The 24411-nt window shown below is 72.7% G+C and carries 26 protein-coding genes; 9 read left to right on the top strand and 17 right to left on the bottom strand.

Annotated features, from left to right (window positions below; genetic code table 11):
* Positions 1–13: 13 nt before the first annotated feature.
* From ACFY0D_RS25440 to ACFY0D_RS25425, 4 genes are read right to left on the bottom strand one after another with little or no spacing between them, the layout of a single operon-like run.
* On the bottom strand, positions 14–1096 hold the full coding sequence (locus ACFY0D_RS25440) for an NAD(P)H-dependent flavin oxidoreductase (protein WP_390800355.1): 1083 nt from the start codon (positions 1094–1096) through the stop codon (positions 14–16).
* 4 nt (positions 1097–1100) lie between these two features.
* On the bottom strand, positions 1101–1859 hold the full coding sequence (locus ACFY0D_RS25435; protein ID WP_390800354.1) for a CoA-transferase subunit beta: 759 nt from the start codon (positions 1857–1859) through the stop codon (positions 1101–1103).
* On the bottom strand, positions 1856–2707 hold the full coding sequence (locus ACFY0D_RS25430; RefSeq protein WP_390800353.1) for a CoA transferase subunit A: 852 nt from the start codon (positions 2705–2707) through the stop codon (positions 1856–1858). The genes ACFY0D_RS25435 and ACFY0D_RS25430 overlap by 4 nt, the downstream gene beginning before the upstream one ends.
* On the bottom strand, positions 2704–3453 hold the full coding sequence (locus ACFY0D_RS25425) for an enoyl-CoA hydratase family protein (protein WP_390800352.1): 750 nt from the start codon (positions 3451–3453) through the stop codon (positions 2704–2706). Before ACFY0D_RS25425 ends, ACFY0D_RS25430 begins: the two co-directional genes overlap by 4 nt.
* Before the next feature lie 56 nt (positions 3454–3509).
* Here ACFY0D_RS25425 and ACFY0D_RS25420 point away from each other — a divergent pair, with 56 nt between their 5' ends.
* From ACFY0D_RS25420 to ACFY0D_RS25410, 3 genes are all read left to right on the top strand, one after another.
* Positions 3510–4274: an SDR family oxidoreductase gene (locus tag ACFY0D_RS25420; RefSeq protein ID WP_390800351.1), complete on the top strand. Its 765-nt coding sequence runs from the start codon at positions 3510–3512 to the stop codon at positions 4272–4274.
* 1 nt (position 4275) lies between these two features.
* Positions 4276–5187 (top strand): SDR family oxidoreductase, encoded by a 912-nt coding sequence (locus tag ACFY0D_RS25415; RefSeq protein ID WP_390800350.1) that lies wholly within the window; start codon positions 4276–4278, stop codon positions 5185–5187.
* Between the two features lie 83 nt (positions 5188–5270).
* Positions 5271–5714, top strand: coding sequence for a VOC family protein (locus tag ACFY0D_RS25410; protein ID WP_351159461.1), 444 nt, complete (start codon positions 5271–5273; stop codon positions 5712–5714).
* 10 nt (positions 5715–5724) lie between these two features.
* On the opposite strand, the gene ACFY0D_RS25405 is transcribed toward ACFY0D_RS25410, so the two are convergent.
* The 12 genes from ACFY0D_RS25405 to ACFY0D_RS25350 form a co-directional block, all read right to left on the bottom strand.
* Positions 5725–6444, bottom strand: a complete 720-nt coding sequence (locus ACFY0D_RS25405; protein ID WP_390800349.1) for a TetR/AcrR family transcriptional regulator — start codon at positions 6442–6444, stop codon at positions 5725–5727.
* Between the two features lie 64 nt (positions 6445–6508).
* Positions 6509–7864 carry an amino acid permease gene (locus ACFY0D_RS25400; RefSeq protein WP_390800348.1) on the bottom strand — a complete coding sequence of 452 codons (1356 nt, stop codon included), beginning with the start codon at positions 7862–7864 and terminating at the stop codon, positions 6509–6511.
* Positions 7861–9495, bottom strand: a complete 1635-nt coding sequence (locus ACFY0D_RS25395; RefSeq protein WP_390800347.1) for an FAD-binding oxidoreductase — start codon at positions 9493–9495, stop codon at positions 7861–7863. The genes ACFY0D_RS25400 and ACFY0D_RS25395 overlap by 4 nt, the downstream gene beginning before the upstream one ends.
* A 192-nt stretch (positions 9496–9687) precedes the next feature.
* Positions 9688–10440, bottom strand: coding sequence for an SDR family NAD(P)-dependent oxidoreductase (locus ACFY0D_RS25390; RefSeq protein ID WP_390800406.1), 753 nt, complete (start codon positions 10438–10440; stop codon positions 9688–9690).
* Between the two features lie 46 nt (positions 10441–10486).
* Positions 10487–11683 carry an MFS transporter gene (locus ACFY0D_RS25385; protein ID WP_390800346.1) on the bottom strand — a complete coding sequence of 399 codons (1197 nt, stop codon included), beginning with the start codon at positions 11681–11683 and terminating at the stop codon, positions 10487–10489.
* A gap of 167 nt (positions 11684–11850) precedes the next feature.
* Positions 11851–12444, bottom strand: coding sequence for a TetR/AcrR family transcriptional regulator (locus tag ACFY0D_RS25380; protein ID WP_390800345.1), 594 nt, complete (start codon positions 12442–12444; stop codon positions 11851–11853).
* A gap of 61 nt (positions 12445–12505) precedes the next feature.
* Positions 12506–13012 (bottom strand): cupin domain-containing protein, encoded by a 507-nt coding sequence (locus ACFY0D_RS25375; protein ID WP_051774646.1) that lies wholly within the window; start codon positions 13010–13012, stop codon positions 12506–12508.
* Positions 13013–13015: 3 nt separating this feature from the next.
* A complete protein-coding gene (locus tag ACFY0D_RS25370; protein ID WP_390800344.1) occupies positions 13016–13960 on the bottom strand; it encodes a methionyl-tRNA formyltransferase in 945 nt (314 codons plus the stop codon).
* Positions 13961–14008: 48 nt separating this feature from the next.
* Entirely contained in the window at positions 14009–15187 is a 1179-nt protein-coding gene (locus tag ACFY0D_RS25365) for an acyl-CoA dehydrogenase family protein (protein WP_390800343.1), read from the bottom strand.
* Between the two features lie 44 nt (positions 15188–15231).
* The gene (locus ACFY0D_RS25360) at positions 15232–16731 is read right to left on the bottom strand and encodes an FAD-binding oxidoreductase (protein ID WP_390800342.1); all 1500 of its coding nucleotides are present in this window, start codon (positions 16729–16731) and stop codon (positions 15232–15234) included.
* Positions 16732–16789: 58 nt separating this feature from the next.
* Positions 16790–17146 carry a chorismate mutase gene (locus tag ACFY0D_RS25355; RefSeq protein WP_390800341.1) on the bottom strand — a complete coding sequence of 119 codons (357 nt, stop codon included), beginning with the start codon at positions 17144–17146 and terminating at the stop codon, positions 16790–16792.
* Positions 17147–17184: 38 nt separating this feature from the next.
* Positions 17185–17709 (bottom strand): flavin reductase family protein, encoded by a 525-nt coding sequence (locus ACFY0D_RS25350; protein WP_390800340.1) that lies wholly within the window; start codon positions 17707–17709, stop codon positions 17185–17187.
* 263 nt (positions 17710–17972) lie between these two features.
* On the opposite strand from ACFY0D_RS25350, the gene ACFY0D_RS25345 reads away from it, so the two are divergent.
* From ACFY0D_RS25345 to ACFY0D_RS25320, 6 genes are all read left to right on the top strand, one after another.
* Positions 17973–18755: a 2-keto-4-pentenoate hydratase gene (locus tag ACFY0D_RS25345; RefSeq protein ID WP_390800339.1), complete on the top strand. Its 783-nt coding sequence runs from the start codon at positions 17973–17975 to the stop codon at positions 18753–18755.
* A gap of 26 nt (positions 18756–18781) precedes the next feature.
* Positions 18782–19675 carry an acetaldehyde dehydrogenase (acetylating) gene (locus ACFY0D_RS25340; protein WP_390800338.1) on the top strand — a complete coding sequence of 298 codons (894 nt, stop codon included), beginning with the start codon at positions 18782–18784 and terminating at the stop codon, positions 19673–19675.
* Entirely contained in the window at positions 19672–20721 is a 1050-nt protein-coding gene (gene dmpG / locus ACFY0D_RS25335) for a 4-hydroxy-2-oxovalerate aldolase (protein WP_390800337.1), read from the top strand. The genes ACFY0D_RS25340 and dmpG overlap by 4 nt, the downstream gene beginning before the upstream one ends.
* A gap of 181 nt (positions 20722–20902) precedes the next feature.
* Positions 20903–22105, top strand: coding sequence for a Rieske 2Fe-2S domain-containing protein (locus tag ACFY0D_RS25330; RefSeq protein WP_390800336.1), 1203 nt, complete (start codon positions 20903–20905; stop codon positions 22103–22105).
* Positions 22105–22344 (top strand): hypothetical protein, encoded by a 240-nt coding sequence (locus ACFY0D_RS25325; RefSeq protein WP_390800335.1) that lies wholly within the window; start codon positions 22105–22107, stop codon positions 22342–22344. The genes ACFY0D_RS25330 and ACFY0D_RS25325 overlap by 1 nt, the downstream gene beginning before the upstream one ends.
* Positions 22337–23404, top strand: a complete 1068-nt coding sequence (locus tag ACFY0D_RS25320) for a 2Fe-2S iron-sulfur cluster-binding protein (protein WP_390800334.1) — start codon at positions 22337–22339, stop codon at positions 23402–23404. The genes ACFY0D_RS25325 and ACFY0D_RS25320 overlap by 8 nt, the downstream gene beginning before the upstream one ends.
* A gap of 85 nt (positions 23405–23489) precedes the next feature.
* Here the strand turns inward: ACFY0D_RS25320 and ACFY0D_RS25315 are convergent, their stop codons facing one another.
* Complete coding sequence (locus ACFY0D_RS25315) at positions 23490–24359, bottom strand: IclR family transcriptional regulator (RefSeq protein ID WP_390800333.1); 870 nt, start codon at positions 24357–24359, stop codon at positions 23490–23492.
* Positions 24360–24411 lie beyond the last annotated feature (52 nt).

Here is a 24411-nt window from a genome sequence, read left to right as displayed (position 1 = left end):
CGGAGAAGGGGGATCACCCTGGTGGTGGCAGGGTGCGGAGCGAGTGCAGTGCTTCGAGTGATTCCAGTGCCTGTTGTGCTTCGGCCATGACGCGGGAGACGAGCTCCGCACAGGACGGAAGATCGTGGATCACCCCCGCGACCTGGCCCGATGCCATGACGCCGAGATCCGTACGGCCCTCGACCATGGACGCCTTGAGGAGCATCGGGGTGTTCGCGGCGAGCAGGACCTGGCTCCAGGACAGGTCCTTGCCGTGTTTCATCGCGAGGCCGTCGCGGACCATCTGCGGCCAGCTCAGCCCGGACAGCTTCCGGAAGCCGGCCGCGTGCCGGACCGCCCGGACCAGCGCCCGGGCGCGGCCCGCCCGCTCCAGGGAGTCGACCAGCTCGGTACGGAGCATGCGGTGCGGCAGCCCGTCGACGGCCGTGGTGACGGTGACGTCCTTGACCGTGGCCTTCAGATACTCGGCCTTCACGGCGTCCGGGACGGTCGAGTCCGAGGTCAGCAGGAACCGGGTGCCCATGGCGATGCCCGCGGCCCCGTACGACAGCGCCGCGACCAGGCCGCGACCGTCGCTGAAGCCGCCCGCCGCGATCACCGGGATGTCCACGGCGTCCACGACCTGCGGCAGCAGCACCGTCGTGGCCACGTCCCCGGTGTGACCGCCGCCCTCGCCGCCCTGCACGATCACCGCGTCGGCGCCCCACGCGGCCACCTTCTCGGCGTGCCGCCGGGCCCCGATCGACGGGATGACGACCACGCCCGCGTCCTTGAGCCGCCCGATCAGCTCCTTGGACGGCGCCAGCGCGAACGAGGCGACCCGCACCCCCTCGTCGATGATCAGCTGGGCCCGCTCGGCCGCGTCCCCCGCGTCCGCCCGCAGATTGACCCCGAAGGGGGTCCCCTCCGGCGTGCGGGACGTGACCTCGCGGACCGCCGAACGCAGCTGGTCCAGCGTCATCGTGGCCGAGGCCAGGATGCCCAGCGCCCCCGCGTTGGCCGCGCCCGACACCAGGCGGGGGCCGGCGACCCAGCCCATGCCCGTCTGCACGATCGGGTGCTCGACACCGACCAGCTTGGTGAATGCCGTCTCCATCGGATCAGCCCCGCACTTCGCGGTCGCGCAGTCCCTTGGGGTCGATCACCTCGCGGATCAGCCGCAGCTCGTCCGGCGTCGGCTCCCGCGTGTACGGGACCTCCTCGGCGGCCGCCAGCTCGAACCCGGTGGCCGCCCGGACCTCCTCGACGGTGACGCCGGGGTGCACGGAGACCAGGCGCATCGAGTGACCGGGCCCGGCGAAGTCGAAGACGCCGAGATCGCTGACCACCCGGGGGAGACGGTGGAAGCGGGTCACCCCGGCCGCCTCCGCACGGTCGTAGCCGACCCCGCTGACCATGTCGACGCGCTCGACGAACACCCGCGTCGAGTGCTTGGGCACCCAGTAACTCACCGGGTTGTTCAGGGTGTTCACGGGGGCGCCGCGCACCCCGAGGAGCTGGCGGGCCGGCCGCTGCCAGTCGCCGATGCACGAGATGTTCTGGTTGCCGAACCGGTCGATCTGGCTGGCGCCCATCATCACGTGCCGCCGGCCGCCGGTGACCATCGTCAGGTGGCGCCGGTACGGGAGCCAGCCCTCGGCCGTGCCGTCGAGCCCGACGAGCATCGCCTCGCCGTCGGTCAGCAGCAGGTCGGGGGAGAAGGTCCGCTTCGCGAGCCGGGCCCCGAAGGAGGGGATCAGGCCCATCGGGCTGGCGAGCACCTCGCCGTTGTCGCGCCAGGCCTCGGCGCAGGCGATCACGCAGTACTCGGCGCGGGAGACGGCGCGGGTGGCGGTGGTGGCGGCTTCGGTGCTCGTCACTGCTGCTCCTCGTGCCAGGTCCGGACGGCCAGCTGGTAGTCGTGCTCGCCCGCCCCGGACAGGAAACGGTCGGCGAACTCGTTCCAGGGGGTGGCCGCGTACAGCTTCTGGAAGGCCTCGTCGCGGTCGTAGTCGGGGACGCAGGAGGTGAAGTGCGCACCGTTCGGGGTCTCCACGACCCCGGTCACGGAGTGCCGGCTGACGAGGAGGGACTGCGGGGGGCCGGACTTGGTGAGCTCGGCGGTTTCGACGAGCTGCTCGCAGGAGACGTAGGCGGCGTCGGCGGCCTCGCAGAAGAGGTCGTCGAAGTACGGGTCCGGGCCCAGGTACTGGGCGTTGCCGAGGCGGTCGGCGCGGTTGAGGTGGACCAGGGCGGCGTCCATGCGCAGCGCGGGGACGGCGACCAGCTCCTCGCCGTCGTCGTAGGGGGAGGTGACCGTACGCAGCTCCGGGTTGACCCGCATCACGTCGGAGCCGAGACCCGCCCGGACCGGGAGGAAGGGGAGCCGGTTGGCGGCGGCGTGCAGGCCCCACATGAACATGGCCTCGTCGAGCTCGGTGAGGGTGAAGGCGGCGCGCTCGCGGGCGGCCCGGAAGTGCGGCTCCAGCGGGATGGAGTCCAGGGTGGCGAAGGGGGCGACCAGTCTGCGGATCCGGCCGGCGGCGGCCAGCAGGCCGACGTCGGGGCCGCCGTAGGAGATCACGGTGAGATCGGTGATCTCGGACCGGAGCAGTGCGCGCACCAGGGCCATGGGCTTGCGCCGGGATCCCCAGCCGCCGATGCCGATGGTCATCCCGCTGTGCAGTTGTCCGACCACCTCGTCGGGGGTCATGGACTTGTCGGTCATGCGCGCTCTTCCTTCCCGAAGGTGTCGCGGACCCGGTCGGCCACCCCGCTGAGGTTGGCCTCGAAGGTGAAGCCCTGCTCGAAGCGGTAGCTGCGGCGCACGTCCACGGGGTCGATCCCGTTGATGGCCGCCTTGGCGAGCCGGATCAGGTAGCCGTCCTTCTTCGCGATCTCGGCGGCCAGCTCCAGGGCGGCGGCGCGCAGTTCCGTGCGCGGGACCACCTTCCAGACCGAGCCGTGGGCGTGCAGTTCGGCGGCGGTCGCGGTGCGCGAGGTGTAGTACAGCGTGCGCATCAGGTGCTGCGGGACCAGCCGCGCCAGGTGGGTGGCGGCGCCGAGCGCGCCCCGGTCCAGCTCGGGCAGCCCGAAGGTGGCGTCCTCGGAGGCGACGATCGCGTCGGCGTTGCCGACGAGCCCGATGCCGCCGCCCAGGCAGAACCCGTTCACGGCCGCGACGACCGGCACCTCGCACTCGTACACGGCGGCGAAGGCCTCGTAGCAGCCCCGGTTGGCGCCGACCAGGGCGGCGTGTCCGGTGTCGCGCTGCATCTCCTTGATGTCGACGCCGGCGTTGAAGCCGCGGCCCTCGGCGGCGAGGACGACGCACCGGATCTCGGGGTCGCGGCCGGCCGCCCGCAGGGCGTCGGCGAGGTCGTACCAGCCCTGCACCGGGAGCGCGTTGACGGGTGGGAAGTCGACTGTGACGAGTGCGATGCCCTTGTCGGGGCTTGAGGTGGAGACACCCATGAGCGGATCAGCTACCTTTCCACCAAACATTTGTTAGGTGAGGAAGGTAGCAGCCTATGGAGCTCGACGGGAGGGTCGTCGTCGTCACCGGAGGAACCCGGGGCGTCGGCGCCGGGATCGCCCGGTCGTTCCTCGCGGCCGGCGCGGACGTGGTCGTCTGCGCCCGGCGGCCACCGGACCAGGAGGTGGCGGCGGACGGCCGGACGGCCGCCTTCACCCCGGTCGACCTGCGCGATCCGGCCGCCGTGCACACGTTCTTCGGCACGGTCGCGGGCCGGTACGGGCGACTCGACTGCCTGGTCAACAACGCGGGCGGCACCCCGTACCGGCTGCTGGGCGAGGGCGAGGCGCAGCGCCACGCGCGCGTCGTCGAGCTCAACCTGCTCGCGCCGATGACCGCCTCGCTCGCGGCCTACCCCTGGCTGCGCGAAGCGCGCGGCTCGGTGGTCATGATCGGCAGCGTCAGCGGGACCCGCCCCTCGCCGGGGACGGCCGCGTACGGCGCCGCCAAGGCCGGGCTGGAGAACCTGGCCCGGTCCATGGCCGTCGAATGGGCCCCCGACGTGCGGGTCAACTCACTCCTCCTCGGCATGGTGCGGACCGAACTGGCCCACCTGCACTACGGCGACGAGGCCGGCATCGCGTCGGTCGGCGCCACCGTCCCGCTGGGGCGGCTGGCGGAACCCTCGGACGTGGGGGAGGCGGCGGTGTTCCTGGCCTCGGACCGGGCGGCGTACGTGAGCGGGGCGAGCCTGCTGGTGCACGGGGGCGGGGAGCGCCCGGCGTTCCTGGATGCGGCAACTGTCAACAAGGAGAGCTGAGATGGCGGGACTGTGTGAAGGCCGGGTCGTGATCGTGACGGGCGCGGGGCGGGGGCTGGGGCGGGCCCATGCGCTGGCCTTCGCGGCGGAGGGGGCGAAGGTCGTCGTGAACGACCTCGGGGTCGGGCTCGACGGGCTGCCGGGGCCGGACGGCCCGGCGGCCCAGGTGGTCGCCGAGATCGAGGCGCTGGGCGGTGAGGCGCTCGCGCACGGCGGGGACATCGCCACGTCCAAGGGCGCGGCCTCACTGGTGACGGCGGCCGTGGACACCTTCGGGCGCCTGGACACCCTCGTCAACAACGCGGGCTTCCTGCGGGACCGGATGCTGGTCAACCTGGACGAGGACGACTGGGACGCGGTCATGCGGGTCCACCTGAAGGGCCACTTCCTGCCGCTGCGGTCGGCGGCCGCGTGGTGGCGGGCGGAGGCCAAGGCGGGTCGGCCCGTGGCCGCCCGGGTGGTCAACACCTCCTCCGGGGCCGGACTGCTGGGCTCGGTCGGCCAGGGCAACTACAGCGCGGCCAAGGCCGGGATCCTCGGCCTGACGATGGTCGCGGCGCAGGAGATGGGCCGCTACGGGGTCCAGGTCAACGCGATCGCCCCGGCGGCGCGGACCCGGATGACGGAGCGGACCTTCGCCGAGACCATGGCCGCCCCCGAGGCGGGCGGCTTCGACGCGATGGCCCCGGAGAACGTCTCCCCGCTGGTCGTCTGGCTGGGGGCGGACGCCTCGGCGGGGGTCACGGGCCGGGTCTTCGAGACGGAGGGCGGCCGGATCACGGTGATGGAGGGCTGGCGGCCGGGCCCCACGGCGGACCGGGGCGCCCGCTGGACCCCGGCGCAGGCGGGGGCGGCCGCCTTGGAACTCCTCGCGGCGGCGCAGGCTCCGCTGCCGGTGTACGGCGCGCGGTAGCCGCCCCGGTCCGGTCCCGGCGGCGCGGGCGGAGGCTAAGGTTCCTGGTCCGGGACAAGAAGCCGAAGGGACACGTACCGACGATGGCCGTCACGCCGACCCCGCAGAAGATCACCACGTTTCTGATGTTCGAGGGGCGGGCCGAGGAAGCCATGGGCTTCTACGTCTCGCTGTTCGACGACGCCGAGGTGCTTGCCGTCAGCCGCTACGGCCCCGACGAGACCGGACCCGGGGCCGGGCCCGCGGGAACCGTGCGCCACGCGACCTTCTCCCTGGCCGGACAGCAGTTCATGTGCATCGACAGCCCGGCGCAGCACGCGTTCGGCTTCACGCCCGCGGTGTCGCTGTACGTCCAGTGCGAGGACGACGCCGAGATCGACCGCCTCTACCGCGCGCTCGCCGAGCAGGGCCAGGAGCTGATGCCCCTGGGCTCGTACGGATTCAGCCACCGGTTCGGCTGGGTGAACGACCGCTTCGGAGTCTCCTGGCAGCTGAACGTCGCGGCCCCGCCCAGCGCGGGCGGGTGAGGGGCCGGGCTCAGGAGCCGGCGCCGCCCGGCCGGGGCTGGTCGAGGCCGAGCATCTCCAGCGCCGAGTCCATCTCCGCCTGGAACAGCACGCGGGGGTTGGCCTCGGGGCCGAACTGACCGTAGACCTCCAGCGCGACGGGGCCGTACATGCGGCCCCACACGCGCAGCGAGGCCAGCAGCGCCTGCGGCGGCAAGTGGGGGAAGCACTCGCGGGCGAGGGCCGCGAGGGAGGGGACGAAGTCGCTCCACTGCGCCTCGGCCCGCTTGAGCTGCTCGGGAGCGGCGGGCCAGGCGGCGTCGACCAGGCCCAGGAGGATCATGCAGCACCGGCGGGCGGCCGCCACCACGTTGTCGTGGGTCGGCGCGTACCCCGGCGAGCTGTCCCCGTAGGTGAGGCGGAACTCCGCCGGGCGGGTCCGGGCCCACTCCCGGAAGGTGTCCGCGACCGCGAGGAGCCGGGCCGCGGTCGCCTCCTCGGGGAGCGCGTCGCGGGCCAGCTCCTGCTGGTCGGCGAGCCGGTTGTACGTGTCTGCCGCCAGCGTGGCGAGCAGATCGTCCCGGGTGTCGAAGTACCCGTACAGGGCCGCGGCGGTCATGCCCATCTCGCGTGCGATGCCGCGCAGCGTGATCCCGGCGACGTCGCCGGAGGCGAGCAGGGCGAGCGCCACCTCCTTGATCTCGGCGGTGGTCTCGATCCGAAGACGTTCACGGCGCGACAGGGTCTGCATGGCGGGGGCTCCTCCTCAGGGACACGGCGAGAGTGTCTTCTACCCCCGTACAAACACCGTTTACTTACCTTACCGTGTTGACGAACCGCAACTCGGCAGACCTCCTCCGGACCTTGGTGAGGGCGCACGCCACCAGCACCACGGCGAGGCTGCCCAGGCTCATCAGCAGCTGGGGGCGGGCCTGTGCGCTGAACAGCATCGAGCACAGGATCGCCGAGAAGGCCGCGATGACCAGCAGCGTCAGGTACGGGAAGCCCCACATGCGGAAAGCCGGCCGTTCGGGGGCGGTGCGCTCGGTGCGGATCCGCAGGACGAACTGGGAGACGGCGATCCCCAGGTACATGATGATCAGCACCGCGCCGGTCGAGTTGAGCAGGAACGGGAACGCCCGCCCCGGACTGACCGCCTGCGCCGCGACGGCCCCGCAGCCCGCCACGGTACCGAGCAGGACCGCGCGCCGCGGTGCCGCTACCCACCGGGGCGCGTCGCCGTGCCCGGCGAGGGTGGCCAGCATGCGCGAGGAGGCGTACAGCGTGGAGCCCAGCACCGACAGCAGCGCGGTCAGGATCACCATGCTCATGGCCGTTCCGGCGAAGGGCACCCCGATCCGGGTCAGGGCCGTCACGTACGGGCTCTCGCCGCCGGTGATCTCCGGCCAGGGCACGATCGCGAGGACCAGCAGGACCGAGCCGAGGAAGAACACGAGGATCCGCCAGACGATCTGGCGGGTGGCGCGGGCCACGGCCCGGCCCGGGTCGGGGCACTCGGCGGCCGCGACGGCCACGATCTCGGTACCGCCGAAGGCGAAGACGACGCCGACGGTGGCGGTGAGGACCGGGCCGAAGCCGTGCGGGGCGAACCCCCCGTACGCCGTGAGGTTCCCCAGCGGGGGACCGGAAGGGCCCTCGCCCAGCAGGTACGCGGTCCCCAGGGCCAGGAAGGCCAGGATCGCGCCGATCTTGACGACCGCGAACCAGAACTCCGCGTTCCCGAAGGCGCGGGAGGAGCGGAGGTTCACCGCCGTCAGCCCGCCGAGCAGGAGCAGGCTGCAGGACCAGGCCGGCACCTGCGGCAACCAGGCGTGCACGATCTGGCCGCCCGCGATCGCCTCGATGGCCACGATGGCGACGAAGGCGTACCAGTAGAGCCAGCCGACCGTGAATCCCGCCCAGTCGCCGAGGGCGAGGCGGGCGTAGTCGGCGAAGGACCCGGCCATCGGGCGGGCGGCGACCATCTCCCCGAGCATCCGCATGACCAGCAGCACCAGCAGCCCGGCCAGCGCGTAGCTGACGAGGGCGGCGGGCCCGGCGGCCCGGATGCTCTGCGCGGAACCGACGAAGAGACCGGTGCCGACCGCGCCGCCCATCGCCATCATGGTCAGGTGGCGGCTGCGGAACGCCTGCCCGCCGTCCTTCGTCACGGCGCGACCGAGAGCTTGTGCCGGAAGACCGCGTGCGGGTCGTAGCGGCGCTTGACCGCCCGCAGCCGCTCGTGGCCGCCCTTGTAGAAGAGCTCGTGCCAGGGGACGCCGGAGGTGTTGACCGCAGGGTCGGCCAGGTCGGTGTCGGGGTAGTTGATGTAGCAGCCGTCCGTCACCCCGCCGGTCACCGGGACGCCGCCGGTCTCGGCGTAGACGTCGCCGTAGAAGGCGCGCAGCCGGGCCGTCTCCTTCTCGTCGTCCTGCGGCCGCGACCAGATCGCCTGGTAGAGGACCTTGAAGACGGAGTCGCGCTGGGCGGCGGCGGTGTCCGCCTCGCCGTGGGCGTTGATGGCGCCGCCGAAGGAGAGCAGGACCAGCGAGGTGTCCGGGTTGTCGGTCCGTGACAGGTGCCGGTACGCGGCCTTCAGCTGGTGCCCGGTGAAGTTGCGCCGGTGGTAGGCGGACTTGAGCCCGACCCGGGCCAGCGGGTTGGCCCAGACCGGATTGGGCGAGCCGACCATGCGGGCCGCGTCCAGCCAGGGCAGCTCGCGGGGGGTGAACAGGTTCGGCATGGCCGCCAGCTCGCCGCTGGGCCGCTCGACCGGGCGCGGGGTCAGGCCGGTGCCGTCCAGCAGGGCGGCGAGGTACTGGTCGAGGGTGGCGCGGGAGGAGGACTGGGCGTAGTGGGCGAGGGAGCCGAAGCGGCGGGCGTTGGCGTTGAAGAGGGTGGACAGGTGGCGGCCCGGCGCGTCCGGGCCGGAGTTGCGCTCGTGCCAGGCGCCGTAGTTCTGCAGGAGCCGCACGAAGCGGTCCTCGGTGAGCTCGCTCCAGGACAGGTCGATCGCGGAGGCGTGCAGCCGGGCCGGCGGGGCGGGCAGCTGACGCTCCGGGGGCGCGTGCTCGGTACCGGGGGTGCGGAACCAGTAGCGGGTGATGAGGCCGAAGTTGCCGCCGCCGCCTCCGGTGTGGGCCCACCACAGCTCGCGGTGCGGATCGCCGGCCTCGCGGGTGGCGACGACCGTGCGGGGGCGGCCGCCGCTGCCCGGGACGACCACCTCGACGGCGTACAGGTGGTCCACGACCAGGCCGAAGTCGCGGGAGAGGAGGCCGTAGCCGCCGCCGCTGATGTGCCCGCCGGCGCCCACGGAGTGGCAGACCCCGCCGGGCAGGGTGACGCCCCAGCCCTTGTAGAGGGCCTCGTAGACGGCCATGAGGTGGGCACCGGGCTCGACGTAGAAGGCGCGGCGCCGCTCGTCGTAGCCGACGGCGGTCATCTCGGAGAAGTCGAGGAGGACCTCCACCTCGGGGTTGCAGGTGAAGTCGGCGAGGCAGTGGCCGCCGGAGCGGACGGAGACCCGCTTGCGGCGGGCGATCGCCTCGCGGAGCGCGTCCTCGGCGTCACGGGCCGAGCGGACCATCTTGACGTGCTCGGGGCGGGCCACATGGCGGCGGTTGATGCCCGTCTGGAGCGAGGGGTAGCGGGCGTCGGAGGGCAGGATCTTCGGTCCCGCCGCCCCGGGGGCGGGGGCGGGGGAGGCGGCGGCGTCCGTGGCGGTGAGGGGGCCGGCTGTCGCGGCGCCCGCCGCGACGGCCGAGGCGGCGAGGAATCCGCGGCGGTCCAGATTCGGCATGACAGGGTCCCTTGCGTGGCGCGAGTGCGGTACGGGGCTGTGCGATGGGTGGGGTGAGGGCGGGCTGGGCGTAAAGCCGGGCCCCGGAGGCGAGCGGGGGGCTCTGTGCGCCTCCGGGGCCCGGGGTCCAGGTGGGGGTGTCCTGCCGGTCGGGCCAGGCCTGACCGGCAGGACACCCCCTGGTCCTGCCGGTCAGGCGTTGGCGCCGCCGTCGACGGTCAGGGTGGTGCCCGTGACGAACGAGGCTTCGTCGCTCGCCAGGTAGAGGACCGCGCTCGCGATCTCCGCGGCCCGGCCGTAGCGGCCGAAGATGTTCAGGCCGCGCTGGAAGTCGGCGGAGGGGCCGTCGGCGGGGTTCATGTCGGTGTCGATGGAGCCGGGCGCCACCTGGTTGACGGTGATGGCGCGTTCGCCCAGGTCACGGGCGAGGCCCACGGTCAGGCCCTGGATCGCCGCCTTCGACATGGCGTACGGGGTGAAGCCCGCGGCCGGGACCTGCGTGGCGAGGCAGGAGCCGACGTTGACGATGCGGCCGCCGTCGGGCATGGCCAGGGAGACGGCCTGCGCGGTGAGGAAGGCGCCGCGGACGTTGACGTCCAGGGTCCGGTCGAGGGTGGCCAGCGGCACCTCGGCGAGCGGCGGGCAGGTCATGTCCCCGTAGCCGGCGTTGTTGACGAGGATGCGGACCGGGCCGAGTTCGCGCACGACCCGGTCCACCGCGGCCGTCACGGCCTCGGCGTCGGCGGCGTCGGCCTCGACGGCCACGGCGCGGCGCCCGAGGGCCCGTACCTGCCCGGCGACCTCCTCAGCCTGTTCCTTGTTCGAGCGGTAGGTGATCGCGACGTCGGCGCCGTGGGCGGCGAGCGTACGGGCGATCTTGGCGCCGATGCCGCGGGAGCCGCCGGTCACCAGGGCCACGCCGTGGAGAGTGGTCGTCACATCAATTCCTGTTCTGTGCGGGGGAGTTGGGTGAAGGGAAAGGGTGGCGGGCTCAGGCCGTGGCGGGCTGCCGCTCGGGAGCGGCCGGGGCGGCGCCGCCGCTGCCGTCCTTCTTGGCCCGCAGGTCCGGCAGGAGGGTGAACAGGCCGAGGAAGGCCATGATCACGCCGAGTACGAGCGGGGCCCGGAGCCCGTAGGCGTTGATGCCGACACCGCCGAGCCAGGAGCCGATGACGATGCCGAGAGTGATGAAGGAGGAGTGCACGGTGTTGACCAGCGGGCGGGCGTTCGCGGTGCGCTGGACCCGGGTGATCATGCAGGGGTTCATGGTGACGCCGACCAGGCCGATGCCCATCATGAAGATCAGCGCGGGCGCGGTGACCTCGGCGAAGACGGCGAAGCCGGCGAGGAAGACCATGTTGAGCCCGAGCCCGACGAGCTGGGTGACGATGGTGTGCTTGTCGGCGAAGCGGCCCACGATGTTGTTGCCGACGACGGTCGCGGCTCCGTAGGCGACCAGCAGCCACGGCACCGAGCCCTCGCTGAAGCCGGTGAGCTCGGTCAGGATCGGCGTGAAGTAGCTGAAGGCGGAGAAGGTGGCGCCGATGATCAGCGTGGAGGTGGAGAACACCAGCCACAGCCGCGGGTTCTTGAAGGCGCGCATCTCCTCCTTGACGGAGGGTCCGGCCTCCCCCTCGGCGCCGGTCACGGAGGGGACGCCGACAATCGTGGCGAGAGCGGCGAGCACGGTCAGCCCCGAGATCGCCCAGAAGGCGGCCCGCCAGCCGAACTGGCCGCCGACGAAGGTGGAGATGGGCAGGCCGAGCAGGGTGCCGAGCATCAGCCCGTTCATGGCGGCGCCGATCGCCTTGCCGCGCATCTCCGGCTTGGTGATCTCGGCGACGACCGAGAGCGAGACGCCGAAGAAGGCGGAGGAGGCGACACCCGTGATGACGCGCCCGATGGCCATCGTCACGTAGTCGGTGGACAGGGCGGCCAGGATGTTGCCGCCGAGGAAGACCGCGAACAGCACCATCAGGGCGCTCTTGTGCGGGAGCCTCAGCACGGCGGTGGCCAGGAACGGCCCGCCGAGGGCCATGGCGACGGCGAACGCGGTGATCAGGTAGCCGACTTGGGGGATGGTGGCCCCGAGTCCTTCGGAGATCTGGGGCATCAGGCCGGCCACCACGAATTCGCTGGTGACCATGGCGAAGATGCCGAGGGCGAGGACGTACACGGCCTTGGGCACGGCCGTCACAACCTTTCTATAACTAAACGATCGTTCCAGAACGTGGGCAGGCGCAACCCAGGGGCGGAGCAAGGTGGTTGCAGGTCAGCAGGTCAGCAGGTCAGCAGGTCAGCAGGTCAGCAGGTCAGCAGGTCAGCAGGTCCGCAGAGCCGGACGCCGGACGGGTGTCAGCCGGTACAGGACAGGCCCTTGAGGGCCTGGTCGACGACCTGGGTCAGGTAGTCCCGGTCCGCCGCCCGCTCCATGACGCGCAGTCCCTGCGTGAGGGTGACGAGGAGGCGGGCGGTGGTGCGCACGTCGGTGCCGGGCGCGAGCTCCCCGGCCACCCGGGCCCGCAGCAGGAGGTAGGCGAAGGCCTCCTCCAGGGAGCCCAGCGCCCCGCCGAGCCGTTCGGCGGCCTTCGCGTCCCCCGGCAGCCGCTCCAGCACGCCGTGGGTGACCATGCACCCGCCGCGCAGCGGATCGGCCAGCGCGGACTCGACGTAGGAGAGGAGGAAGGCGCGCAGGACCGGCAGGGCGGGACCCTCGTCGGACTCGGCGAGGCTCTCCTGCGCCCGGTCCGCCTCGACGGCGCAGTACAGGTCCAGCGCCTTGAGGTAGAGGTCGTGCTTGGAACCGTAGGCGGCGTACATGCTGGAGCGGTTGATGCCCAGCGCGTCCACCAGGTCCTGGATCGAGGTGGCCTCGTACCCCTGGCGGCGGAAGAGCTCCATGGCCGCCACGAGGGCGGTCTGCGGGTCGAACTCCTTGGGCCTTGCCATGAGCACGAGGCTACCCCATTTCCAACCGGTCGTTTCAGAAAGGTGGCACAGCAGTCCGGGGTCAGTCGAAACTGGCCGGAACCACTCCGTACCGCGCCCCGACCTCGGCCACGCCCGGAGGGTCCTCCACCGGCACCGGCACGCCCGCGGTGGGCTCCGTACCGGCCTCCAGGAAGAAGTTCTCCACCCCGCCCGGCGTGAAGATCAGCAGCAGCTTCGCCGTGTGCAGGGAGTGGTTGTGGAACTGGTGCGCCGTACCGCGCGGCACGAACACGAAGTCGCCGGTGGCCGCCTCGTACGTGTTCTCGCCGACCCGGATGGTCAGCCGGCCGTCCAGGACGTAGAACGCCTCGTCCTCGTCGGCGTGGCGGTGCGGCGGGGGGCCGCCGCCGGGCGGTACGGACGCCTCCAGCACGGCGATGGAACCGCCGGTCTCGACCGCGCCCGCCTTGACGCTGTAGACGTCACCGGACAGCCAGGTGGCCTTGCCGCCACCCGCCGGGACGTGCAGGACCCGCCGCACCTCGGTCGGCACCTCGGCCTGCTGTGTCGCTTCGAACAAAGACATCTCTCAACCCACCGTCGTCGCTTCGCCGAGGAGCGCGAGGACCGGGTCGTCGACCGCCACCTCACGTCCTGCGCATTCCACCGTGACCAGCCGCAGCCACTCGCCGTCCGCGCACGCCACGTACAGCCCGCTGCCGTCGCGCACCAGCGTGCCGGGCGGCCGGCCGCCGGACGCGGGACCGCCGCCCTCCCCGTACGCCGCCGACAGCAGCCGGATGCGCTGCCCGCCGGGGGCCGTGAACCAGGCACCGGGATTGCGGTAGGCCGCCCGTACGTGGCGCTCCACGACGGCGGCCGGCCGGCCGAAGTCGAGCCGGTAGTGCTCGTCGCGGGGCCGCCCGTAGTAGGAGCGGCGGGACAGGTCCTGGGGCGTGCGCTCCAGGGTGCCCTCCACCAGATGCGGGATCAGGTCGAGCAGCATCAGGACGTTGGCGCGTTCCTGCATGGTGCGCAGCTCCAGGCCGGTCTCGCGGCCCGAGAGCGGGATGTGGTGCTGCATCAGCAGGTCGCCGTCGTCGAGTTCGACGCCCATCTCGATGGCGGAGACGGAACTCTCCGCGGCCCCTTCGCGGACCATCCAGTAGAAGGGCGCCAGCCCCGCGAACTCCGGCAGCGGCGAGGGGTGGAAGTTGACCGAGGTACGGCGCGGCAGCGCCAGCAGCGGAGCCTTCAGCAGCTGCTGGAAATTGCCGACGAGGAAGTAGTCGGCGTCCAGCGCGGCGAGGGCCTCCACGGCGTCGGGGTCGTTCGCCGAGCGCGGGCGCAGGACGCGTACGCCCAGGGCGCGCGCATGGTCGGCGACGTCGACGGCCTCCTCGTCATCGGTGAAGTACGCGCACAGCTTCCCGGGCGGTGAGGTGACCAGGGCGGCCAGCTCCACGTTCGGGTGGCCGTGCAGGATGCTCAGGAAGGGTGATCCGAGTTTGGAATTGACTTCGGTGAACAGCACAACACGTATGGAATCCATGACGGTCGGACGCTTCTCTCGTCTCTGTTTCTAGAAGAACGGGGAGGTGGAGGAGCCGCCCAGCAGGACGTTGCCGGTGAGCTGGAGCACCGAGTCCTGGGCGACGGCGTGCTGGCACATGGTGTTGGCGTCGCGCAGCCACCGGTCCAGCGGATGGGGCTTGTAGACGGACGATCCGCCGACGAGGTCGAAGAGCTCGTGGACGATGGAGCGCGCCGTGCGGAAGGCGTGGCGCCGGGCGATCGCGGTGGCCACGCGGGCGTCGTCGCTCAGTTCGTCACCGGAGGCGAGCGCGTCCCACTGCACCTGGAGGGTGCTGTAGACACCGGCGCGGGCGGCGATCAGCTCCCCCTCCAGGCGGGCGATCGCCGACTGGATCCGGTAGTCCTCGCGCCACGGGGTGCCGGTCTCGCGGTCGGTCCGCTGCGCTGCCAGCTCGCGTACGTGGTCCAGCGCGGCGCGCGCCATGCCGAGCGGGATGCCCGGCATCTTGCGCAGGATGGCGTCCGGGGTGGCGTGCAGCGGGCCGGTCCGCCGGGGCTCGGAGAAGGAGAAGGAACGCTCCTCGGGCACGAAGAGGTCGGTGCAGGAGTAGTCCTGCGAGCCGGAGCCGGCCAGACCGGTGGTGTGCCAGGTGTCGTGGAACTCGTAGTCGCCGGGGTGGGCGATCATCACCCGCCAGTGGCGTGCGGCGCCGGTCACCGGGTCGGCCTCCGGCTTGCCGTCCTCGCCGAAGACGTGGACGCCGGCGCCCAGCCAGTCGCAGTGCGAGGAGCCGGAGCCGAACTTCCAGCGGCCGGTGACCCGGAAGCCGCCGGGCACCCGGACCGCCTTGCCCTGCGGATAGATCCAGCCGGAGTTGGCCATGTCGAGGGTGGGCCACATGCCGCGGGCGACCTCGTCGTCGAGGTAGCCGGAGTAGATCCCGGAGTCCATGCCGATCATCGCGCACCAGCCGACGGAGACGTCGCCGGCGGAGAGGATCTCCAGGAGCTCGGCCTGCTGCATCGAGGTCAGCTCCGGGCCGCCCCAGGTCTTGGGCATGGCGGCGCGGAACACGCCGGCCCCGCGGAGCAGTTCGACGATGTCCTCGGGCAGCCGGCGCTCGGCCTCGATGCGCGGGGAGTTCTCCCGCAGCACGGGCACGAGGGCGCGGGCGCGGTCCAGGATCGCCTCGGCGGTGTCGGGTACGTACGGCATCGTCGTCATCACGTTCTCATCGGGGGTGCGGGGCGGGCGGGACGGGGCGGCGGTCATGCGTAGCGGCCGGCGGCCATGACCCCGTGCGGGTCGACGGCCTCGCGCAGGGCGCGCTGGAGGGCGGCCTCGGCGGTGCCGGCGGTGCCGGCCGTGCCGGTGGCGGCGCGTGAGTGACCGGAGTCGAGCCGGTAGGGGCGCAGGCCCGCCTCGCCGAACCAGAGGTGGGCGAGGTCGAGCGCCCGGTGGGCGGCCTCGGTCTGCGTGGCGCGGTCGAAGGGGAAGGACACGACCAGGTCGATGACGTCGGCGTCGAGCGCGTTGACGGTGGAGCCGGGCCGGATGCCGGTCGCCAGGTGGATGCGGTCGAGGATGTCCAGGGCCCGGACCACCGAGGCGCCGTCGAAGGGCAGGAACGGCAGGAAGAACAGCCAGCCGTTGCCGTCCGTGTCCACCCGCTCGGCGGCGGCGCCGGTGGCCGAGGCGAGCATCCGTTCGTTGTGCGCGACCGAACCGCGGTAGGCCGCGTGCACCACGTGGGCGACGACGTCCTCGTCGGCGGGCGCCTCCTCGTCGCTGGAGGTGACCGAGGTGAACAGGCCCGTCTCGGCCATCTCGGCCAGCAGGGCCGTCTTCAGGGCGGCGGCCGAGCGCTCGGTGCCCTCCACGCTCAGGTGGGCGACGTAGCCGCCGGCGGTGTCCCCGCCGCCGTACGTGGCCGTCGAGGCGGTGTCGTACACCTTGATGACGCCCGCGATCAGGCCGTTCGCCTTCCACGTGCGCAGCGCGTCGACGGCCTGGTGCAGCGTCTCGCGGTGGAACCCCGCGCGGACGGTGCTCTGGTGCAGCGGGCGCGGCAGCAGCCGGACCACGGCGGCGGTGACGATGCCGAGGTCGGACTGGGTGAACAGGTGCAGCAGGCTGGGGCCGAGGCCGAGCGGGTTGAAGCCGTCGCCCTTGCCGTGCACGCCGTCGCCGGGCCACCAGCCTATGTGGGCGACCGAGCCGTCGGGCAGGACGACCTCCAGGCCGAGCAGGTCCTCGGTGCGCTGGTGGCGCAGGCCCACCCCGCGGTCCACGGTGTTGCCCAGGACGCTGGTGTGGCCGGAGGACGCGGTGACGTTCAGCATCCGGCCGGTGCCGGCCAGCAGTTCGGAGAGTTCCTTCTGGGTGACGCCCGGCTCGACGACCGCGTAGCCCGCCTCGGTGTCGAGGGCGCGCAGGGCGTCGAGCCCGGCCAGTTCGACCCGTACGACGGGGCCGGCGGCCGGCTCCTTGGAGCCGAGCCCCCAGTTGCGGCCGGTGGAGAGGGGCTGGAGGCCGGGGAGTCCGGCGCCGGCGGCCTTGGCGCGGTGGAAGGCGCCGACCAGGGCCGTCACGTCGGCGACCGAACCGGGACGCAGGACGGCACGGGTGTCGCGCGGGGCGAACGCGGAGACGTTGGGGTCCGGCGGCAGCGGTGCGCCGGCGTCGTGCCGCGCGCGTTCCGCGCCGAGGGCCTGCTGGAGTTCTTCCAGCACGGCCTTGAGATCCGGGTACAGGGACGGGTCTTGCATGCCTCGACCTCGATCGTGATGTGGGTGGTCGGTGAGGTGGACGACTGGTGGGACTGATCTACCGGGGGGACTGCGCGGGACGGGTGGGCGCGGAGTCGCCGAGGTAGACGGGTGCGAGCGGGCCGTACGAGGTGACGTGGGCCAGGACGCGTACGGTGCGGGCCGGCGCGCCGGCCCAGGCGGTGTCGGCCGCGCACAGCGCGGGCACCTCCCAGCCCTCCTCGCGCAGCGCGAGGGCCGGGGTGTCGCTGGTGAGGTCCGGGCTGCAGGTGAACAGCAGGCTGATGACGGCCTCGCGCTCCAGGCCGTTGCGGACCAGGAGTTCGGCGACGAGCTCGCGGGTGGCGGCGGCGATGTGCCGGGGGGTGTCCTCGGCCACCGTGGTCGCGCCGCGCACGGCCCGTACGGCTGTCACCGCCGACGGCGTGAGAGGCCCTGCTGCGGCTTCGGGGCTCACTCCGCGCCCGCCGGGGCGGGGGTGAGCCGGCCCCGGTGGAACAGCAGCGCGCCTCCGGTGTCCTCGCCGGGGCGTACGTGTTCGACGCGCCCGAGGAAGAGCGTGTGGTCCCCGCCGGGGAACCGCTCCTCGATCCGGCAGCCGAGGGAGGCCAGGGCGCCGGGCAGGTACGGGCGGGCCTCCACGCCCTCGCCCTCGGTGGTGAAGTGCGCGTCCAGCTCCCGCCCGAACGGCTTGTCACGGGAGGCGAACAGCCGCGCCAGGTCGCCCTGTCGGCCGGAGAGCAGGTGGACCTGGAACTCCCCGGTCGTGTCGATCGCCGGGTAGGTCCGGGAGGACTTCATGACGGAGACCAGGACGCGGGGTGGTTCGAGCGAGATCGAGACGAACGAGTTGGCGGTCATCGCCGCCGCGTGCGCGCCCTGTCCCGACGACAGCACGGTGACGCCGGTCGGGAACAGGCGCATCACCGACCGGAGATCGTCCGGTACGGGCATGGCAGGGCCCAGAGTTGTGGCCATTTCCCCCTCCTCAGGAGTTATCGGCAGAAGAAAACTTAACAGAGTTTAGTAACGATCGAAAGCCAGGTCAGGGGCCTACTGACGGCATTTAACGCAATCGAAATAGCCGTTGGACCATGGAGTTAACGGAGCATGGCGGCTCCCGTCCCGAGCGTCGGCGGGCTTTCCCGCTCAGCGGGAACACGGCCTCCCGCCCGCGCCCGCGCCCCGCCTACCGTCTGCGGCACCACACACCACGCACCACCGCGGCCGGAAGGACCCCCATGCTGAACGACCGGCACCGGCGCGAGGCCGCCGAGATCCTGTACGCGGCACAGCACCGGAGGGCCCCGGTACGGCCGCTGACCGAGCGGTACGAAGCCATCGACGCGCAGGACGCGTACGAGATCCAGCTCCTGGGCATCCGCCGCCGCTGCGCCGAGGGCGCCGCCGTCACCGGGCACAAGGTCGGGCTGTCGTCCCCCGTGATGCAGGCCATGATGGGCGTCGACGAGCCCGACTACGGACACCTCCTCGACACCATGGAACTGCGCGAGGACACCCCCGTCCCCGTCGCCGCCTACTGCGCGCCCCGCATCGAGGTCGAGGTCGGCTTCGTCCTCGGCGCCGACCTCCCCGGCGAGGGCTGCACCGAGGCCGACGTCCTGGCCGCCACCGAACGGGTCGTCCCCGCCCTGGAACTGATCGACAGCCGCATCGCCGACTGGCGGATCTCCCTCGCGGACACCGTCGCCGACAACGCCTCCTCCGCCGGCTACGTCATCGGCGAGGGCCGCGACCCGCGCGAGCTGGACCTCAAGTCCGTCGAAGCGCGCCTCGCGAGCGGCGGCGAGACCCTCGCCACCGGCCGCGGCGACGCCGTCCTCGGCGATCCCGCCACCGCCGTCGCCTGGCTGGCCCGGACCGTCGCCCGCTTCGGCGTCCCGCTGCGCAAGGGCCACCTCATCCTGCCCGGCTCGTGCACCCGCGCCGTGGACGTGACCGCCGGTCGCACCTACACCGCCGACTTCACCGGGCTCGGCCCGGTGTCCCTCACCTTCTCCTGAGTGACCGACGCCCCAGGGGGCACAGCATGAAGAAAGCGACCGCCGCCATCGTCGGCTCCGGCAACATCGGCACCGACCTGCTCCACAAGCTCCTGCGCTCCCCGTACATCGAGCCCCGCTGGATGATCGGCGTCGACCCCGACAGCGAGGGCCTCGCCCGGGCCCGCCGCGCCGGACTCGACGCCTCCCACCGGGGCGTCGACCACCTGCTCGGCCGGGCCGAACTGCCCGACCTGGTCTTCGAGGCCACCTCGGCGTACGTCCACCGCGCGCACGCCCCGCGCTACGCCGAACTCGGCATCAAGGCCGTCGACCTGACCCCGGCCGCCGTCGGCCCCGCCGTCGTACCGCCCGCGAACCTCACGGCCCACCTCGACCGGGCCAACGTCAACATGATCACCTGCGGCGGGCAGGCCACCATCCCCATCGTGTACGCCGTCTCCCGCGTGGTCCCCGTCGCCTACGCCGAGATCGTCGCCTCGGTGGCCTCCGTCTCCGCCGGCCCCGGCACCCGCGCCAACATCGACGAGTTCACCCGCACCACCGCCCGCGGCATCGAGGAGATCGGCGGCGCCGACCGCGGCAAGGCGATCATCATCCTCAACCCCGCCACGCCCCCGGTGATCATGCGCGACACCGTCTTCTGCGCGATCCCGCCGGACGCCGACCAGGAGGCCGTCACCGCCTCCGTGCACCGGATCGCCGCGGAGGTGGCCGCGTACGTACCCGGCTACCGGCTGCGCGCCGAGCCGCAGTTCGACGAACCCTCCGCACTCAGCGGCGGGCAGGCCCGCGTCGCGATCTTCCTGGAGGTGGAGGGCGCGGGCGACCACCTGCCCCCGTACGCCGGAAACCTCGACATCATGACCGCCGCCGCCACCAAGGTCGGCGAGGAGTTCGCGAAGGGACTCACCGCGTGACGACGTACTCCGACACCCTCGACATCCGCATCACCGACTCCTCGCTGCGCGACGGCTCGCACGCCAAGCGCCACCAGTTCACCGGGGAGGACGTCCGGTCCGTCGTCGCCGCCCTCGACGCCGCCGGCGTCCCCGTCATCGAGGTCACCCACGGCGACGGCCTCGGCGGCTCCTCCTTCAACTACGGCTTCTCCCAGACCCCCGAGCAGGAACTCATCAAGATCGCCGCCGACACCGCCCGGAACGCGAAGATCGCCTTCCTGATGCTGCCGGGACTGGGCGTCAAGGACGACATCCGGGCCGCCCACGCCGGTGGCGGCGAGATCTGCCGCATCGCCACCCACTGCACCGAGGCCGACATCTCCGTCCAGCACTTCGGGCTCGCCCGCGAGATGGGCCTGGAAACCGTCGGCTTCCTGATGATGGCCCACTCCACCACCCCCGAGAACCTCGCCCGCCAGGCCCGGATCATGGCCGACGCCGGCTGCCAGTGCGTGTACGTCGTCGACTCCGCCGGCGCCATGGTCATGGACGAGGTCACCGACCGCGTCGCGGCCCTCGTCGCCGAGCTCGGCGACGACGCGCAGGTCGGCTTCCACGGCCACGAGAACCTCGGCCTGGGCGTCGGCAATTCGGTCGCCGCCGTACGCGCCGGGGCGCTCCAGATCGACGGCTCCACCCGGCGGCTCGGCGCGGGCGCGGGCAACACGCCCGTCGAGGCCTTCGCCGCCGTCTGCCAGAAGATGGGCATCCGCACCGGCATCGACGTCCTCGCCGTCATCGACGCGGCCGAGGACGTGGTCCGGCCCGTCATGGACGAGGAGTGCCGACTCGACCGGATGGCCCTCCTGATGGGCCATGCCGGGGTCTACTCCAGCTTCCTGAAGCACGCCTACCGGCAGGCGGAACGCTACGGGGTGTCCGGCGCCCAGATCCTGCTCCGCGCGGGCGAGCGCCGCCTCGTCGGCGGCCAGGAGGACCAGCTCATCGACATCGCCGTCGAACTGGCCACCGCATCCGCCCACTCCAGCCCGGCCGGCGTGTGAGGCGCACCCACTCCAGCCCGGCCGGCGTCATGCCGCCGCACCCACCCAGCCCCGCCGGTGTCCGAGGCGCACCCACTCCAGCCCTGCCGGCGTTTGAGGCGCGGGGTCTGGGGCGGAGCCCCAGGACACGGCGCCGCAGCCGACCGTGAACGTACGACACCACAACGAAGTGGAGGGCCCCATGACCGCACCGGCCGAAGCCGAAGAAGGACCCCGCGTCATCGAGGCGGCAGCCGTACCGGCCCGCTTCGCCCGCGGCTGGCACTGCCTCGGACTCGCCGCCCCCTTCCGGGACGGAACCCCGCACGAGGTCGAAGCCTTCGGCACCCGCCTCGTCGTCTTCCGCGGCGAGGAGACGGACGAACTGCACGTCCTCAACGCCTACTGCCCCCACATGGGCGGCAACCTCGCCCACGGCACCGTCAAGGGCGACACCCTCGCCTGCCCCTTCCACGACTGGCGCTGGTCCGGCAACGGCCGCTGCGCCGCCATCCCGTACGCCCGCCGCGTCCCGCCCCGGGCCCGGACCCGCGCCTGGACTGCTCTGGAGCGCAACGGCCAGCTCTACGTCTGGCACGACCCCGAGGGCAACCCGCCCCCCGCCGCCGTCACCATCCCGGAGATCGAGGGGGTGGACAGCCCCGACTGGAGCGACTGGAGCTGGAACTTCCTGCGCGTGGAGAACTCCAACTGCCGGGAGATCGTCGACAACGTCGTGGACATGGCGCACTTCTACTACGTGCACTACGCCTTCCCGCACTACTTCAAGAACGTCTTCGACGGGCACGTCGCCACCCAGTACATGGAATCCACCCCACGCGGCGACGTCGACCTCGGCACCCTCTCCACCGGCGGCGGCCTGCGCTCCGACGCCTCCTACCACGGCCCCTCCTACATGATCGACAAGCTGTGGAGCGACGTCGGCGGCGGCGTCGAGCTCGAATCCGTCCTCATCAACTGCCACTACCCGATCGACGAGAACAGCTTCATGCTCATGTACGGGGCGATCGTCAAGAAGCTCCCCGGCATGACCGACGCCCAGGCCGCCGACGCCGCCCGCCTCACCTCCGAGGGCCTCGCCGTCGGCTTCGAGCAGGACGTCGAGATCTGGAAGAACAAGACGCGCATAGACAACCCGCTCCTGACCGAGGAGGACGGCCCCGTCTACCAGCTCCGCCGCTGGTACCAGCAGTTCTACGTGGACGCCGCCGACGTCGAGGACGAGATGGTCCGGCGCTTCGAGTTCGAGATCGACACCGGCCGGGCCACCGCCGCCTGGAAGGCCGAGGTCGCCGGCAACCTGGCCCGCCGCGCGGCGCAGGCACAGACGCAGGCACAGACGCAGGCACAGACGCAGGCGCACACGCAGGCGCAGGACGCCTGATGGGCGCCGGATCGCCCGTCACCTGCCAGGAGTGCGGGAACCGGGTGCTCTGCGAGAAGTTCAGCCCCGCCCACACCCAGATCCAGTGGACCGGCGACGCCGCCGCGCGCTGCCCGCGCATCGCCGCCCGGGTCGCGGCCGGCGAACTCAGCGCCCGCGTCCGCTCCTGCCGGGAGCTGCGGGCGAGCATCGAGGCGGCCGTCCGGGAGGGCGCCCTGGAGGTGCCCGCCGATGCCTGACAGCCGGCTCCGGGAACAGGACACGGCCGCCCGCGCGCTGCGGGTCCGCGTCAAGGAACGCGTCCAGGAGACTCCCGAGGCGGTCTCCCTCGTCCTGGACGCGGAACTCCCGTACGCCCCGGGCCAGTTCCTCACCGTCCGGATCCCGGGTGGTGCGGCCCGCTGCTACTCGCTGGCGAGCTCCCCGCACACCGGGGAGCCGATGCGGATCACCGCCAAGCGGGTGCCCGGCGGGCTCGGCTCCGGCTGGCTCTGCGAGGAGGTGGCCGCCGGGGACGAGCTGGAGGTCCTGCCGCCCGCGGGTACCTTCACCCCGGGCCCCGGCGGCCTCGACCGCGACCTCCTGCTGGTGGCGGGCGGCAGCGGGATCACCCCGGTGCTCTCCCTCGCCAAGTCGGCGCTGGCCGCGGGCCGGGGCCGGGTCGCCCTTGTGTACGCCAACCGGGACGCCGAGTCGGTGATCTTCCGCGACGAACTGTGGGGGCTGGCCGAGGCGTACCCGGGGCGGCTGGCCGTCGTGCACTGGCTGGAGAGCCTCCAGGGGCTGCCGACCGCCGCGCTGCTCGGGCCGCTGACGGCCCCGTACGCCGGCCGCGAGGCCTACCTGTGCGGGCCCGGCCCGTTCATGGACGCCGCCGAGGCGGCGCTGCGCCGGGCCGGGGCCGCGCCGCGCGCGATCCACCGCGAGCGGTACTTCTCGCTCGGCACGGACGTCTTCGCGGCCGCCGCGCCGACCGCCGCGCCGACCGCCGCGCCGCCGTCCCGCGACGGTGCCGCCGCGCAGGCGGAGGTGGAACTCGACGGGACCGTGCACACCGTGCCCTGGCCCGGCGGCACCCCGCTGCTCGACGCGCTGCTCGCCGCCGGGATCCCCGCTCCGTACTCCTGCCGGGAGGGCGCCTGCAGCGCCTGCTGCTGCCGGGTCGTCGAGGGCGAGGTGGAGCTGTCCCGCAACGAGGTCCTGGACGAGACGGACCTCGCCGAGGGCTACATCCTGGCCTGCCAGGCGCTGCGGCTCGGCGACGACCGGGTACGGGTACGGATCACCTACGAGGGCTGAAACGGCGCGGCACGGAAGCGGGCCCGGCCCCCTGGCGAGGGGTCGGGCCCGAGTCTTCATCGGTGCGATGTCCTATGACTACCCGCTACATCCACTCGCTGAACCGCAACCAGCCCATCATGTTGTCCATTTCCTGCTCCGAGACCGCCGGCCGCGGGTCCTGAGTCCGCGCGGCCGCCGCCCGGCCGGCCCGTCCCGGCCCGTACAGCTCGCGCCACACGGCCCGCGCGCAGGCCAGCACGGCCGGTCCCAGCCGGGCCAGTTCACGCTCTCCCCGGCACGAGGACACCGAGACCGCGGCCACGGCCCGGCCCGCGCCGCGCAGGGGCGCCGCCACGCAGCAGATGCCGCGGAAGCTCTCCTCCCGGTCGTGGGCCACCCCGCGCTCGCGGACGGCCGCCAGCTCCGCGCGCAGGGCGAGCGGCCTGATCAGCGTCCGGGCCGTGCGCGGCCGCAGCCCCTGCGCGAGGACGTGATCCACCGCCTCCGGGTCGCCGAAGGCGAGGATCGCCTTGCCGGCGGCCGTGCTGTACGCGGGCATCCGGCCGCCGACCCGGGAGGGCACGGTGGTGGCCTCCGAGCCGCCGATCCGCTCCAGGCAGACCACCTCGGCCCCGTCCAGCACCGACAGGTGCACCACGTGCCCGGTCTGCTCGTGCAGGGCGTGCAACAGGGGGAGGGCGGCCCGGCGCAGCCGGTTGTGGTGGGAGGCCAGCGCGCCGAGTTCCAGCATGCGCATGCCCATCCGGTAGTCCCGGCCCTCACGGTCCAGCCAGCGCAACTGCACCAGCTGGTCGAGGATCCGGTGGGCGGAGGAGCGCGGGATGCCGGAGCGGCGGACGACCTCGGTGAGCGACAGGCGCGGCTGCGGACCCTCGAAGGCGCCCAGCACCCGCGCGGCCTTCTCCAGCAGCGACAGCGGTGCGAGCTCGGTCTCCATGACCTGGTCGAGCACGGGAAACCCCCTGCGTGAGGCGTTGGGGCGACCCTGCCACGGGCGCCCGCGC

The organism is Streptomyces sp. NPDC001502, assembly GCF_042894785.1.
GTDB lineage: Bacteria > Actinomycetota > Actinomycetes > Streptomycetales > Streptomycetaceae > Streptomyces > Streptomyces kutzneri.
Note: the sequence above shows the minus strand (reverse complement) of the source record. Positions and strands in the feature narration are given on the sequence as shown.

Bases quoted from the DNA above. Each gene is read 5' to 3' on its own strand.
- ACFY0D_RS25380 (WP_390800345.1), bottom strand. From the start codon at position 12,444: ATGGCAAGGCCCAAGGAGTTCGACCCGCAGACCGCCCTCGTGGCGGCC.
- ACFY0D_RS25375 (WP_051774646.1), bottom strand. From the start codon at position 13,012: ATGTCTTTGTTCGAAGCGACACAGCAGGCCGAGGTGCCGACCGAGGTG.
- ACFY0D_RS25430 (WP_390800353.1), bottom strand. From the start codon at position 2,707: ATGACCGACAAGTCCATGACCCCCGACGAGGTGGTCGGACAACTGCAC.
- ACFY0D_RS25415 (WP_390800350.1), top strand. From the start codon at position 4,276: ATGGCGGGACTGTGTGAAGGCCGGGTCGTGATCGTGACGGGCGCGGGG.
- ACFY0D_RS25345 (WP_390800339.1), top strand. From the start codon at position 17,973: ATGCTGAACGACCGGCACCGGCGCGAGGCCGCCGAGATCCTGTACGCG.
- ACFY0D_RS25330 (WP_390800336.1), top strand. From the start codon at position 20,903: ATGACCGCACCGGCCGAAGCCGAAGAAGGACCCCGCGTCATCGAGGCG.
- ACFY0D_RS25395 (WP_390800347.1), bottom strand. From the start codon at position 9,495: ATGCCGAATCTGGACCGCCGCGGATTCCTCGCCGCCTCGGCCGTCGCG.
- ACFY0D_RS25325 (WP_390800335.1), top strand. From the start codon at position 22,105: ATGGGCGCCGGATCGCCCGTCACCTGCCAGGAGTGCGGGAACCGGGTG.
- ACFY0D_RS25365 (WP_390800343.1), bottom strand. From the start codon at position 15,187: ATGACGACGATGCCGTACGTACCCGACACCGCCGAGGCGATCCTGGAC.
- ACFY0D_RS25320 (WP_390800334.1), top strand. From the start codon at position 22,337: ATGCCTGACAGCCGGCTCCGGGAACAGGACACGGCCGCCCGCGCGCTG.
- ACFY0D_RS25360 (WP_390800342.1), bottom strand. From the start codon at position 16,731: ATGCAAGACCCGTCCCTGTACCCGGATCTCAAGGCCGTGCTGGAAGAA.
- ACFY0D_RS25405 (WP_390800349.1), bottom strand. From the start codon at position 6,444: ATGCAGACCCTGTCGCGCCGTGAACGTCTTCGGATCGAGACCACCGCC.
- ACFY0D_RS25340 (WP_390800338.1), top strand. From the start codon at position 18,782: ATGAAGAAAGCGACCGCCGCCATCGTCGGCTCCGGCAACATCGGCACC.
- ACFY0D_RS25350 (WP_390800340.1), bottom strand. From the start codon at position 17,709: ATGGCCACAACTCTGGGCCCTGCCATGCCCGTACCGGACGATCTCCGG.
- ACFY0D_RS25425 (WP_390800352.1), bottom strand. From the start codon at position 3,453: ATGGGTGTCTCCACCTCAAGCCCCGACAAGGGCATCGCACTCGTCACA.
- ACFY0D_RS25420 (WP_390800351.1), top strand. From the start codon at position 3,510: ATGGAGCTCGACGGGAGGGTCGTCGTCGTCACCGGAGGAACCCGGGGC.
- ACFY0D_RS25440 (WP_390800355.1), bottom strand. From the start codon at position 1,096: ATGGAGACGGCATTCACCAAGCTGGTCGGTGTCGAGCACCCGATCGTG.
- ACFY0D_RS25410 (WP_351159461.1), top strand. From the start codon at position 5,271: ATGGCCGTCACGCCGACCCCGCAGAAGATCACCACGTTTCTGATGTTC.